This is a genomic window from Psychrobacter sp. S4(2024) (assembly GCF_036861305.1).
GTDB classification, from domain to species: Bacteria; Pseudomonadota; Gammaproteobacteria; order Pseudomonadales; family Moraxellaceae; genus Psychrobacter; species Psychrobacter cryohalolentis.
The window spans coordinates 341,093-355,215 of the sequence record NZ_JAZAQR010000001.1; the positions used below are offsets into that span (position 1 = coordinate 341,093).

Genomic DNA, 14,123 nt, shown 5'->3' on the forward strand with positions numbered 1-14,123 from the left:
ATTTACATAGTAAGTCTATTTATCGCGAAACTTCACGGGCTGTACCGCGCCTTTCGGATTGGGCATATTGGGATAATGATGTTCATGTTCAACATCACATTCAGCACCAACGACCGAACCATCTTCTCTGACCGGCTTATGAATATAGCCAGTTCGCTCAGCAGGCGCCAGATGTTCATGCTCCCATACCATCACGGCTTGCATACAGGTATCGCGCTGCTCAGCAGTCAGCTTACGACCGTCTTGCCATTTGCCAAGCTCAATTGCCATACGAAATTTATCGACCACTTCAGGTGTTAGGCTTGCTAATATCGTTTGTTTATCCATCGTGCCTACTCTCCACTACTATTTTTTATATCACATTTTTGTCTAATAAAGACGCTTATTCATCGTCCATGATATCATCATCAGCGTCGAGACTGAATTCCTCAGCATGCACATTCCAGTGTAACTTCGTCCGGCACGCTTCATAAAAGTCAAACCCTGGCGGATGTAGCAAGGTTAATTTGTCCGGATGCTTACGAATATATAGACGCTGCTCTTGTTCAAGCGGCGTGCTGGGTTTACCGTCAGCACTGACCATCGGCTGGGTGCGGTTGTCCTCATGAATACGAATACAAATTTCGCTGGTGCCACTGACCACAATAGGGCGACTTGACAGCGTGTGCGGGTGCATAGGCACCAAACATATGGCATCCATGCTTGGATGGATAATAGGACCACCACCAGAGAGCGCATAAGCTGTCGAGCCCGTCGGTGTCGCTACGATGAGACCATCACTATGCTGCCGATAGACATCATGCCCATCGATTTTCATCTGAAAATCAATCATATGGACAGACTTACCAGCGTGCAATACGATATCATTGAGTGCCATGTCTTCATGAATAATCTTACGACCTTCACGAATCTCCATCGTCAGTAAAAATCTATGGTCTAACTGATAATCGCCCATCAGTACTTGTCGTAGCTTGAAAGCAGCCTCATCAGGTTTGACATCGGCTAAAAAACCAAGGCGACCACGGTTAACCCCCAAGACAGGTACACGATAGCGCGCTAGTGCTTCGGCAGCATGGAGTATAGAACCATCACCGCCAACCACGATGACCAAATCACAAATCTCGCCGATAAGGCTACGCTTAACAATTTTGACTCTCTCAATATCAGTGAGATTCAGAGTTGGCAAGTTAGCGGTTTGCACATCCATAATCAACGTAAGGTTCATGTCGTTAATTATCTGGGCAATCTGCCCAAGACTTTGGGTTACACTGCGCTTTCCGGCACGACCCATCAAGCCAATACGGCGAAAAGCTGGATTTTTGATAGCGTGGAACAGCTCTGATTCATGTAGGTGCGGCAATCTTGCGGACTGCGCTGAGGTTTCCATAAAACGACTCGGCATGATGGTAAATTACAGAGTAATGATAACGAGAAATGGGCGTTTAGACTAGCCTGTTTATCAATTATCGTTGTTAACGGTCGTAATTGACCCCATATAAAAGCCAACATGCGCTGTTTCGGGCGTATCTATTTAGCTATTTGATATCGCTGTGTATAGGAGCAATAATCGACTCAATAGTTGCGCAAAGCCTTATACGCTGTCACGTAAACACCGTTGACAATAATGGCGATTTTGCTAAAGTAGCTGACATAACTATTATTTATATTTCATTGAGGACAACTTTATGGCCAATCCTATTGTCAGTCGCGCAGAGCTTGCCGTCGGCGGTGCGCCGATGACAGTGAAGGGCGTGATTCAAAAAACCAGTTTATTGCTTGGCTTATCGGCGATTACTGGTATTGGATTTTTCTTTTATGCGTTGATGGCAGGTTTATCACAAGGTTTTATCACGATGGCAGCCTTTGGTAGTATGTTTGCTGCTTTCGGCTTAGCGATTTTCATTACCTTTAAACCGCAAAAAGCTAAGACGCTCGCCGTACCTTATGCTTTATTAGAAGGTATCTTTTTAGGTGGCATCTCGCTATTCTTTATGCGCATGTACCCAAGCGTGCCTGTCACTGCGATGTGTGCGACCTTTGTCACCGCAGCCGTAATGCTAGGGCTATACCGTTCAGGTTTGGTTAAAGTGACTGAAAAATTCCGCTCAATCGTCACCTCAGCCTTGATCGCTATCATGCTAGTTTATGTGGCGCAGTGGGTACTTTCTTTAGCATTTGGTTCAAGCTTGCCTTTCTTGTTTGAAGGTGGCGCTATCGCTATTGGCTTTAGCTTATTTGTGATTGTTATCGCCTCTTTTACGCTGTTATTAGATTTTGATAATATTGAGCGTGGTGTGGCAATGGGTGTGTCAGAAGACTACGAATGGTTATTCAGTATTGGTCTTCTTGCAACGCTAGTGTGGATGTATATCGAATTTATGCGTCTATTAAGCTATCTACAAGATTAGTCAAATAGCTGTTCGATAGTCATTGAAATAAAAAAACCGTCTTTTATAAAGGCGGTTTTTTTATGGGTAATCTTCAGAAATTTGTTTAAATGAGTTTAAGCTGGTTTAAATTAAGCACGTTTTAGACGCAGCGCGTTTAATACGACAAATAACGAGCTTAGTGACATGCCAATAGCAGCAAGCCAAGGTGGCACATAACCCAAAGCTGCTGGTATCAATACACTACCATTATAAATAAGTGCCCAGCGCAAGTTTTGTTTGATAATACGTTTGGTTTTATCAGCGATACGTTTCGCCGCAATAATAGCTTCGATTTGTCCGTTTAGGATAATACTATCACTAGATACTTGCGCCAAATCTGCTGCACCGGCAATCGAGGTTGAAACGTCTGCCGCTGCCAATACTGGCGCATCATTAATACCATCACCAACCATCAATATTACTGCACCTTGAGCTTGTAGCTGTTGAATATGTTTGACCTTGTCCATTGGCGACAGACCGTTATACGCAGACTGCATACCCAAATTTTCAGCCATTACCAAGGCTTGCGGACTTGGGTCACCTGTGAGCATGACAGGCTCGATACCTAGTGCTTTCAGGCTATCGAGCATAGATTGAGCGCTATCACGTACCTTATCATTAAAATAAAAACATGCCAGTGCTTGCCAGCTTGCTGATTCATCCTTTTGATAAGATAAGACTACCGCTGAGCTGGCGCGCTCGGCAACTAAATCAATCATTAAGTCGTTATCCGCATTGGCAGCATTATTCATTATGTCTAAAGCAAAATCTACATGACCAATACGATATAGCACACCATCGATCATTGCTTCCACGCCACCTGCTGGATAATGCTGCAGCGCTTGTGTCGCTGGCAGATGCAGCTGATAGGCAGCGGTCAGTAGCGCATGAGCAATCGGATGGCGACTGCCTACCTCTAACGCCGCCGCAATGGCCAATACATTGTCTCTTTGCTCATCTGCCTTTGTGATGACACCTGTATCAGTAAGTAGCTTAATGTTTAATAAATTGGGCTTACCATAGGTCAAGGTTCCCGTTTTATCAAATGCCACATGGGTAATTTCAGCAAGCGTTTGTAGGGTATGCCCGCGCGTCGTCAAAAACCCATAACTAGCCAATCTATTGGTCGATACAGTAAGCGCAATTGGTGTTGCTAAAGACAGCGCACAAGGACATGTCGCGACCAATACCGCCACCGTTGCCCAAATCGCTTGGCTTGGGTCAACGATATACCAGCCAATAAATACCAAGACAGATAATACTAAAATACGCGCCACAAACCAACGTGCTAGCTTATCTGCTTGCTGGGCGAGTTTTGGCTTTTCACTCATTGCCCGATTCATTAGCCTGTCAATCAAACCGATTTGGCTGTCTTCTGGTAGCGCTGTGACCAACATCTCAAATGGTTGGCTGTCGTTTTGTGCACCGCCGACGATATAGTCGCCTTGGGGCTTAGTGATTAAATCACCTTCACCTGTCAGTAGGCTTTGAGAAACTGTGGCGGTTGAACTGAGCAAGATACCATCACTGATAATCTCAGAACCTGCCTCAACCATGATGATGTCGCCCACTTGCAAGCTATGAGCGGTCACCATCTGCTTTTCTTTTGCCTCATCGTTTGTATTTGAGACAGTTAATCGTTGCTGACGAGTCTGCTGCCATTCTTGAGCAATACGTGATGTTAACTGATAGACATTAGCATCCATACTTTGCGTAAAATTAGGCGTAGCACTCACTGTACTTTGACTATTTACCTCATTACCAACTACGATAACAGCCCCATTAACAGCTCCATCATCAACCTTATTAACAGACTCTTCGCTTTCTTGTTTAAGCGAATTTTTCTGAACGCTATTTTGTTCTAATAGCTGCAAAATACTTGCAGCAGAGTCTTTGTCTTCAGCAATTTTCTGTACCAATACTGGCTCAACTACCACCAAATCGTTTGCCATAGTTGCCGCTTTTAGGCGCGCATTGTGCTCAATATAACGACCTGCCAGCAAGAAGAAAATAAACATACTGACTGAGTCGTAATAGGTCTCCCCTTGTCCAGTAATGGTGGCAAATAGACTGGCAAAAAATGTGACAATCAAGGCAATACTAACGGGCACGTCCATATTGACTTGGCGAGCACGAATCGCTGACCATGCTGACGTAAAAAATGGTACACCGGCATAAAAGAATACTGGCGTACTGACGAATAAAGACACCCAACGCAAAAAATCGCGCTGAAATATCAGCATATCGCTATATTCACCGAAATAAATTGCCACGGCATACATCATCGCTTGCATTGAGCCGAGTGCCGCGATGCCAAGCCTTATTAGCATTTGGTTGTTATGACGTGCTAGCATGGCTTCGTGGGTATCTTGCCGATAAGGCTTGGCTTCATAGCCAATTTCATTGATAACCGCAAGAATCCGGCTAATCGGTAGCTTGGTCTCATCCCAAATCACCCGCATGCGTTGATTGGTCAAATTAACCTGACATTTACTGATGCCATCCAACTCATCCAGCCGCGATTCAATCAACCACGTACAAGCGGCGCAGCGCAGATTATTGACAGACAACTCTGCTACCGACATACCGTCTTGGGCGTAGACAAACTGTGATTTTATTTCATCATGGTCATAAGCTTCAAGGCGGGTCATCTGAACGGGTAAGCTTGCCGTACGGTTAATCTCCGAGCGATCAAGATAATATTGCTCAAGCCCCGCTTCCACGATACTTTGTGAAGCTAACTGGCAGCCCATACAACACATCTCACGCGATTTACCTAATATATCGGTATGAAACGGCGGCTGCGGCACGGGATCACCGCAATGAAAGCAATGACCCGCCAGCGGCAATACCAGACCGTCAATAATAGAATTGTCTTGATAATGAGTATTGGTTTTTGATGACCTTGGTAATGTCGGTGATGTTGGCGGCATAGGAGATGGAATACTGGACATAATCGCACTTATTTCCTTTAGACAGAACATTGAGTAAATAGCTTTAAATCAAGGCTCTATCATCTGATCTACTCGATATCGAGAAAACCACTATGTTTGATGTATATTGGTTAACTGACTACTATATTTGGGGCTACGCGACATTGATGGTTATGCTTCTTTAAGATAGTGCGTGTTAATGCAAACCATTACTCTTATTCAAAATTGAGACAGTGTTACGACAATAAGAGGTGGCGGACACTTTCAAATAACCATCATTGCTTTTATAAAGATTATACTATAAGCACAGGCTCTCAGCAGTATAACTCCTGAGTGCTGAGAGCAAATGAATGCCTGCGTTGATGATGATAGATTGAAAAATTTGTCAATTTGCGTCATTATGAGGCAGTTTTTCATCCCAAAATGGTGTGTCATCAGTGCAAAAATCTAATTCTAAGCAACCACAGTCCTCTAAGCCTGCTATCAATACGCTACCTTCCCAGCAGCGCGGTGTGGTGTTTAGTAGTATTTTATTAATTGTTGTCATCGCTGGGATGGTGCTATTAGCACTATACTTGGTCAAACTTGATCGCACCATTACTCACAAGTTTGAGGGTAAACGCTGGGATATTCCTGCCAAAGTATATTCGCAGCCATTAGAGCTGTATCAAGGCGCCAACGTCGATAAAGACACGATGAAGAAGTGGCTTGAGCTACTTAACTATCAAAGTAATAAAGCCTATGATCGCACGGGTACTTATCATAAATCAGGTAATACCTATTTTATTCATACACGTGGATTTACTTATAGCGCTAATGATATAGACCAAGAGCAAGTCATCAAAATGACTATTGCTGGTGATAAGATTGAGTCAGTACAAAGTACTGTGGCGGCGAAAACCGGCATTATCCGTCTTGAACCGGTGAATATCGGTGGTATTTACCCAGATAGTAATGAAGACCGTATGGTTGTCTCGTTAGATCAAGTACCGCAGCCGCTTATTGATGCGCTGATAGCGACAGAAGATCGTGGTTTTTATGAACATAAAGGGGTATCGATACGTGGTATCGCTCGTGCAGTCATCAATAACTTCTCTGGTGGATCACGTCAAGGTGGCTCGACCATCACCCAGCAGCTGATCAAAAACTTTTATCTGAATTCAGACCGCACAATGAAGCGTAAAGCCAATGAAGCCTTGATGGCTGTGCTACTTGAGCTGCATTATAGTAAAGATGAGATTTTGCAAGCATATCTCAATGAGATTTATCTGGGTCAAAATGGCAAACGCTCTATCAATGGTTTTGGGTTGGCATCACAATTTTATTTTGATAAGCCGCTCAATGAGCTGCGCCTAGATCAGCAAGCACTGCTTGTCGGTATGGCAAAAGGACCGAGCGTTTATAATCCGCGCCGCCATCCAAACGATTCAAAGGCGCGTCGCGATGTTGTGCTTAGCAATATGTTGGCCGTCGGCTCGCTCAGTCAAGAAGAATACGATAAAGCATTAAAAAATTCACTTGGGGTAGTTGATAAGCCTGTTGAAGGTAAAAGCCAATTCCCTGACTTTTTAGATATCGTCAAGCGTGAACTAAATAAAGTCTATTATTCCGATGATCTCAAAAACGAAGGTCTGATTATTATTAGTACGATGGACCCTATTGCCCAGTTGGCAGCGGACAAAGCGGTTGAGAGAAAGCTTGGCGAGCTACGCCGTAGTGGTAGCAAAACCAAAGATTTACAAGGGGCGCTGGTCAGTGCCAACCCTGAGACGGGTGAGCTGGTTTCTGTTGTCGGTAGCGGCAGCGAATTTACTGGCTTTAACCGTGCGGTCGATGCCAAACGCCAAGTGGGCTCATTATTAAAGCCGATTATTTATATGACCGCTCTCGAAAGTGGTCGCTATAATTTGGCAAGTTCGGTTGATGACTCCCCTATTACGGTCAGTCTAAGCGACGGTACCGAATGGAATCCCAAAAACTATGACAATCGTGATCATGGGTACATACCCTTTACCACAGCGCTGTCGCAATCTTATAACCATAGCGCTGTTCGCTTAGGGATGGAGTTTGGAGTCGACACCTTTGCCAAGCAATTAAAACGTATGGGCGTTAAAGAGAAAATACCCCCTTATCCTGCGGCATTATTGGGCTCAGTCAATCTAAGCCCGATGGACATGCTTGGTGTCTATCAAGTATTTGCAACGGGTGGTTTCCGTACGCCTATTCACAGTATCCGTAGTGTGATTGATGATCGCGGTAGTATTTTGCAGCGCACAGGCTTAAATACTCAGCGCAGCATTCCGCCTGAGACCAACTTTTTAATTAATTATGCGTTGCAAGATGTGGTCAAGAACGGTACAGCTAGACGCGTGCAATCGCTTGGTAGCAATCTAAACCTTGCGGGCAAAACAGGTACTACCAATGATTACCGCGATGCGTGGTTTGCCGGTTATAGTGGCAACTATGTCAGCGTGGTTTGGGTTGGACGTGATGATAATAAACCGATTGGGCTTAGTGGCGGCAGCGGTGCTTTGCCAGTTTGGGTTGATTATATGAATCGTCTAAAACTGACACCTGTTGCGCTACCAGAGCCAGAAGGCATCGAATGGCTATGGTTAGAGAACAACTCAGGCAAGCTGTCTAATGAGCGCTGTGCCAGCGCACGCTACTTGCCTGTTATGTCAGCATATTTGCCTCAAGAAGCCAGCAGCTGTGCGATTGGCTTATACCAACAGGATCGTGCGCGCGAGCAGATGCAGTGGCAAAATCAGCAAGGCAATATCAACAAGCAACGTCGCCGTGAAGGATTAGAGATTCCAGATGGTGAGGCTATTGATAATAACAGCAGTGATGCCGAGCAAGACGGTGATACACCCAATCGTGTAGATACTTGGTATGATCGTGCTGTTGAATGGTTTTAGTGAACTGCTTCTATTTCAGTCGTGATAGCTGAAAATTCGACTTTAAAGGTTAGTAGCTGAACGATTTTAAGATTTTTAAAACTTAGAAAGGGTTCTAATATGGCGTTATCTATATTGCAAGCGTTGTTGACTCAGCAGACGATTGAAGCTCAGTCCAAAAAACAGCCAAAGCATTTGCATACAGCTCTTTTAATTAGCGCTTGTTTTGGCATGCTAAGTTTAAGTGCTTGTCAGACTGCACCAACTTCAATAAAATCGCCTTCTGCTCAAACCTTACCATCAACCAGTAGTCAAAAAACGACGCAACCTGAACAATCCACAATAGTGACGCAAACCCCTCGCACTGATCATAGTGGTTATGAAAGTGTTGAGAGTACTGAAGCTTATAAGACTGACGATAATTATCCTATCGAGCCTTATCATCCACCTGTATCAATAGAGTCGCCAACGGAATCGGTAACAGAAAAGCCACCTGTAATCTTGGGGTCTAATCAAAGCACGAGTCAAACTCCGATCGTAACTCAGCCTGATACCGTGATCCTTACGCCTGCTCGTGAAGATGAAGTGATATATGTGCCATCTATCCCGTCGCATAATGAGCTACTAGAGCGTGCGCGGCAGAACTCGCAGCGCAGTCAGAAAACCACCAACAATAATAGCAACTTGCCCGCCTTTCGTAACCTGATGCAAGTGGGCACTGAGCAATTAAAGGCAGGCAATTTAAATGGCGCTGAGAGCAGCTTTACCCGAGCTCAGCGCCTAGCACCTAAATCATCAGCGGTATATTTTTATCTTGCGCAAGTGGCACTCAAAAAAAACCAACCGCGTAAGGCTGAAGCAATGGGACGGCGTGGGCTTAGTGTTTCTCAAGACAGCAGTCGCCGCCGTGCGTTATGGCAAATTATTTTACAGTCTGGACAAGCACAAGGTAATGCACGGGTCATAAAAGAAGCCAAACAAGCATTACGCTAACAGTATTATCTTTTTGATTAACCATGACGACTGACTATATAAGCACTAAAATAGGCTTTTATAGTCGGTCGTTAATTTTTATTATCTATTTTTTATTTTGAAACAAGGTTACTTTTATGGCATGGCAACAACTTCACTTACAATGTGAAAAAGACAACGTAGATCTTGCTGAAGCACTACTATTAGAAGCAGGCGCGCTATCTATTGCACTTGACGATGCAGGCGACCAACCTTTATTTGAGCCACTTCCTGGTGAATCACCACTATGGGACGAGGTAATTTTAACAGGGCTCTTCGATGCTACGATAGAGACTGGAACTCGTGATGTTATCGAGCAACTCAGTCATGAGATTGCAGCCCAAGTACAGGCGAGCCGTAGTTGGGTAAGTGCTGTCGATGACAAAGATTGGGAGCGTGAATGGATGTCCAATTACAAACCCATTGAGTGTGCCAATGACTTGTGGATTGTACCTAATTGGCTGACTCCGCCTAATCCTGAAGCGACAAACATCATAATGGATCCAGGCTTGGCATTTGGTACTGGCTACCATGCGACCACTCGCCTATGTCTTGATTGGCTAACTGAGCAGGACCTTACAGATAAAGTAGTGATTGATTATGGTTGCGGCTCAGGTATCTTGGGTATCGCTGCCTTATTATTAGGCGCGCGCCATGTTTATGCGGTGGACATTGACCCGCAAGCGGTACTGGCAACCAATCAAAATGCAGCACGCAATTCGGTCGACAATCGTTTGCAAGCGTTTTTACCAGAGGACTTTACTGCCTTTTGGCAACAGCAAAATATAGCGCCTGTAGAAGTGATGGTTGCCAATATTTTAGCCAAGCCACTGATAGGTCTAGCGCCTTATTTTGTCACCTTGATGGCACCAAAAAGTCGTATCGTCCTTGCCGGTTTGATTGAATCACAAACTGAGCAAGTGACCGAAGCGTATCAGCCTTATTTTGCGCTTGATCCTAAGCATGCTTTTACTGCACAAGAAGATCAACATTGGCAGAGATTGTCTGGTACATTTACAGGCTAGCAACATTAAATTACATCTGTTACGATAGAGTAGTAGTTAAATGTTGTGTATTTGGCGCTACTCTAGAGTTGCCTGTAGTTTATAATTAATAATACTTCAACAATGACATTGAAGTAATTGGCAGCGGTTGGTGAGTGGCTATACGGTATTCCTACTGATACCTTTTTGGATTCAACTCTATGACCACACCCATTAAAACCCAGTGTCCTCATTGTCATACCATTTTTAATATAAAAAATACCCAGTTAAATCAAAAAACCGCGACAGTCTGTTGTGAACATTGCCAGCAAATGTTTTTGGTGAATAACAATCTTATCGTCACTGCTGATATAGACAGCAATCATAAGCTGACAGGTACAGAAGTTTCTAGCGAGCGTGATAAGAAAATTAATGACAGAACCTCTCATAAGAAACATTCTATTTTAGCTGCTGCAAACTCAAATGATACAGATATCCTAATTCATGACGATATGATACATGATGACATGATTCATGACGATATCGATATTGATATTGAGGCATCTGCTGACAAGAGTCTAGAATACGACTCACTAGATAGTATGGATGCGTGGCTTACACAAGCCACTGATAACAATAACGCTACCCAAAGCGCTCTATCAGCAAGAAGTACTGCGAAAAAATTAGATAAACATTCAGATACATCTATTGATTTATTTGAAGAAACTTCTACCTCTACTAAGCATTCAAACCGTTCTCCTTCATCCGCAGAAGTGGCTTTAAGCTCAACGGCGGCTAACAGTATTCATGCCAATATTGATAATGATGCTGATGACTCGTGGCTCGAAAAACTGCTGAAAGAACAGCACCCACCCGAAGATACGCCAACCAATGATACTGATTTATCGCAATTACTCATTAGTATGGGCGTCGACTTTAAAGAGGAAGACCGTAGTAAAGCGGCATATGCCAAAAGATTACAAGCGCAAGCCAAATTCTCACCAACACCATCCCATCGTTCAGTAGCTTCATTACTATGGACATTAGGCTGTTTGGTGCTAGTACTACTACTTTTTGCTCAGTACATTATGTTTAACTTAAATAACTTAGTTAAAAATCCTGCACATGCTCAGCGCTTACAGACGATATGTACGATTGCAGCTTGTAGCCTGCCCAGTGCTGACTTGACTGCATTAACTCTGAGTGACATCAGATACCGAGCCGGTCAAATAAACAGTGCAGCTGATTCTAGTGATATAAGTGCTACTCTAAATAACCAAAGCTCACAAGCACAGCTATATCCTCATATAAAAGTCAGTGTATATGGTGCCAATGCGCTGATTGGTGAGTTTATCGCTCCACCAGATAAGTACTTGGTTGGTAAACAAAGTCAATTAGCTTCTAATGGTCATAAGCAGTTACTCTTTACGGTACCTATTGCCAATGCTCAAATTAGTAAAATTGCTATTAATCCCATTTACTGATGTTCGCTGACTGATATTCGCTCATTAACCTCATCTTCTTAAGATGATCGCTGCTGATTTTGATATAATAGCCAACGAGAGCCTCATGGTTTTACTCTTTAACCCCAAGGACATTATCTTATGACACCACAGGCACAGTACAATGCCAGTCATGTTAACAAAAGCGCTGGTAATCTTGATTATTATGAAGAGGACTACCATCGCTCAATCCGTAATGTGGAATCTGCTTTAGATGACACAGGTCATGCGCATGAGCCATTACGGATACATGTTGAACGTGTGGTGCGTCAATATTTTGCAATGTTAGGTGATGAGATACCAACTGAATTATATGAGCTTATTTTAAAAGAGATAGAGCAACCTTTGCTGTCTGTGGTGTTAGAAAAGAGCCGTGGTAATCAAACCAAGTGTGCGCAGATTTTAGGTCTAAATCGCGGTACACTACGCAAAAAGCTCAAAATATATGGTTTAATGTAATACTATAAATAATGTTTTTGATAAATCTGACTTATTAATAAGTACCATCAATCCTATTTATGAAACGCTTACCTACCCTAACTGATATTATGTATGGCAGTTTGTAGTTTATGATCTTATCACTCACGATATGCTCTATACTGATTGTCATTGTTACCTTGCCAGACGTTTACGTCAGGCTTTTTTTATGGAAATTTTTTTATGAGTAAAGCCCCACTAGCACTACTGTCGGTCTCCGATAAATCCAATATCGTTGAGTTCGCTCAAGGTCTGATTAAAGCAGGTTTTGGTCTGTTATCGACTGGCGGTACTTTCCGTTTACTCACAGAGCATAATGTCGCTGTCACTGAAGTATCAGACTATACGGGTTTCCCTGAGATGATGGATGGTCGGGTCAAAACGCTTCATCCCAAGATTCACGGTGGCATTTTGGGACGCCGCGGCACAGATGATGCGGTGATGAGTGAGCACGAGATTGAGCGTATTGATTTGGTAGTCGTAAACCTTTACCCATTTGCAGAAACGATTGCCCGTAGTGACGTTACCATGAATGATGCCATCGAAAATATCGATATTGGCGGACCTACGATGGTACGTTCAGCGGCAAAGAATCATGCACATGTTGGTATTGTGACTGATCCAGCTGATTATACGCGTGTACTTGAAGCCTTGGGTGATGGTACGACACTGACCCATGCCTTACGCTACGATTTAGCGGTCAAAGCGTTTGAGCATACGGCACAATACGACGGGATGATTGCCAACTTCTTAGGCAGCCGTGTTAACGAGAATCAAGAACCGGAAGATTTTTCACGTACCTTTAACGTTCAGCTAGAAAAACTGCAAGACCTGCGCTACGGTGAAAACCCGCATCAAAAAGCAGCGTTCTATGTTGAAAACAATGCTTTAAAAAGCAAGCAAGCATCTATTGCTACTGCTAAGCAATTGCAAGGCAAAGCATTGTCTTATAACAATATCGCCGATACTGATGCCGCGCTTGAATGTGTGAAAGCTTTTAGTACGCCTGCCTGTGTGATTGTAAAGCATGCCAACCCTTGCGGCGTTGCTGTCGACACTGATCAAGTAGCAGCATATCGCACTGCGTTCAGCACCGATCCTGAATCTTCTTTTGGCGGCATTATTGCTTTTAACCGCCCATTAACACTTGCCGCTGCTAAAGCCATTATCGACAATCAGTTTGTTGAAGTCATTATTGCCCCAAGCATTGAAGACGGTGTCCTTGAAGCGACAGCTAGCAAGAAAAACGTGCGCGTTTTGGTCTGCGGCGACTTGCCAGCACCTGAATTACGTGACCGCCAGCTTGATTACAAGCGCATCAATGGTGGCTTACTGGTGCAAGAGCAAGATTTAGGGTTAATTACTGCCAATGACTTAAAAATCGTCACAGACGTGCAACCAACCGAAGCACAAATTGCTGACTTACTGTTTAGCTGGAACGTTGCAAAATACGTCAAATCTAACGCCATCGTTTATGCTAAAGGTCAGCGTACCATTGGTGTCGGCGCAGGTCAGATGAGCCGTGTTAACTCAGCTCGTATCGCTGCTATTAAAGCGGAGCATGCTGGACTTGCAACCGAAGGCGCGGTTATGGCATCTGATGCTTTCTTCCCATTCCGTGATGGTATCGATAACGCTGCCGAAGTAGGTATTGCGGCGATTATCCAGCCGGGTGGCTCTATGCGTGATGATGAAACCATTGCTGCTGCAAATGAGCACGGTATCGCCATGGTATTCACCGGTATGCGTCATTTCCGTCATTAATTTGTGATTGAGCGCTATTCTCATTAAAAACTCATCCTCTTGAATAAAAAAAGCCACTGTATGATTACAGTGGCTTTTTTTATGTTTAAAAATAGATTTATTTAGAATGGATAGCGCACAAAGT

10 protein-coding genes are annotated in these 14,123 nt (G+C 43.8%); 7 read left to right on the plus strand and 3 right to left on the minus strand.

Translation table 11 applies throughout. The features are described from left to right. Window positions 1–15 precede the first annotated feature (15 nt). Entirely contained in the window at window positions 16–327 is a 312-nt protein-coding gene (locus VLA57_RS01440; protein ID WP_333954123.1) for a YeaC family protein, read from the minus strand. A 55-nt stretch (window positions 328–382) separates the two neighbouring features. Continuing rightward, the gene (locus VLA57_RS01445; protein ID WP_020443747.1) at window positions 383–1,387 is read right to left on the minus strand and encodes an NAD(+) kinase; all 1,005 of its coding nucleotides are present in this window, start codon (window positions 1,385–1,387) and stop codon (window positions 383–385) included. A 298-nt stretch (window positions 1,388–1,685) separates the two neighbouring features. Here VLA57_RS01445 and VLA57_RS01450 point away from each other — a divergent pair, with 298 nt between their 5' ends. Beyond that, the gene (locus VLA57_RS01450; protein WP_011513970.1) at window positions 1,686–2,408 is read left to right on the plus strand and encodes a Bax inhibitor-1/YccA family protein; all 723 of its coding nucleotides are present in this window, start codon (window positions 1,686–1,688) and stop codon (window positions 2,406–2,408) included. Between the two features lie 110 nt (window positions 2,409–2,518). Here the strand turns inward: VLA57_RS01450 and VLA57_RS01455 are convergent, their stop codons facing one another. Next, on the minus strand, window positions 2,519–5,383 hold the full coding sequence (locus VLA57_RS01455; RefSeq protein ID WP_442968856.1) for a heavy metal translocating P-type ATPase: 2,865 nt from the start codon (window positions 5,381–5,383) through the stop codon (window positions 2,519–2,521). Between the two features lie 416 nt (window positions 5,384–5,799). Here VLA57_RS01455 and mrcB point away from each other — a divergent pair, with 416 nt between their 5' ends. From mrcB to purH, 6 genes are all read left to right on the plus strand, one after another. Further along, on the plus strand, window positions 5,800–8,283 hold the full coding sequence (mrcB, locus tag VLA57_RS01460; protein WP_333954124.1) for a penicillin-binding protein 1B: 2,484 nt from the start codon (window positions 5,800–5,802) through the stop codon (window positions 8,281–8,283). 99 nt (window positions 8,284–8,382) lie between these two features. Continuing rightward, on the plus strand, window positions 8,383–9,255 hold the full coding sequence (locus VLA57_RS01465; protein WP_333954125.1) for a tetratricopeptide repeat protein: 873 nt from the start codon (window positions 8,383–8,385) through the stop codon (window positions 9,253–9,255). A 116-nt stretch (window positions 9,256–9,371) separates the two neighbouring features. Continuing rightward, a complete protein-coding gene (gene prmA, locus VLA57_RS01470) occupies window positions 9,372–10,298 on the plus strand; it encodes a 50S ribosomal protein L11 methyltransferase (protein ID WP_149409569.1) in 927 nt (308 codons plus the stop codon). A gap of 179 nt (window positions 10,299–10,477) precedes the next feature. Beyond that, window positions 10,478–11,740 (plus strand): DUF3426 domain-containing protein, encoded by a 1,263-nt coding sequence (locus VLA57_RS01475; RefSeq protein ID WP_333954126.1) that lies wholly within the window; start codon window positions 10,478–10,480, stop codon window positions 11,738–11,740. Window positions 11,741–11,956: 216 nt separating this feature from the next. Next, on the plus strand, window positions 11,957–12,217 hold the full coding sequence (locus VLA57_RS01480; protein WP_201551075.1) for a helix-turn-helix domain-containing protein: 261 nt from the start codon (window positions 11,957–11,959) through the stop codon (window positions 12,215–12,217). Window positions 12,218–12,418: 201 nt separating this feature from the next. Beyond that, complete coding sequence (purH, locus tag VLA57_RS01485; RefSeq protein WP_201550986.1) at window positions 12,419–13,999, plus strand: bifunctional phosphoribosylaminoimidazolecarboxamide formyltransferase/IMP cyclohydrolase; 1,581 nt, start codon at window positions 12,419–12,421, stop codon at window positions 13,997–13,999. Window positions 14,000–14,123 lie beyond the last annotated feature (124 nt).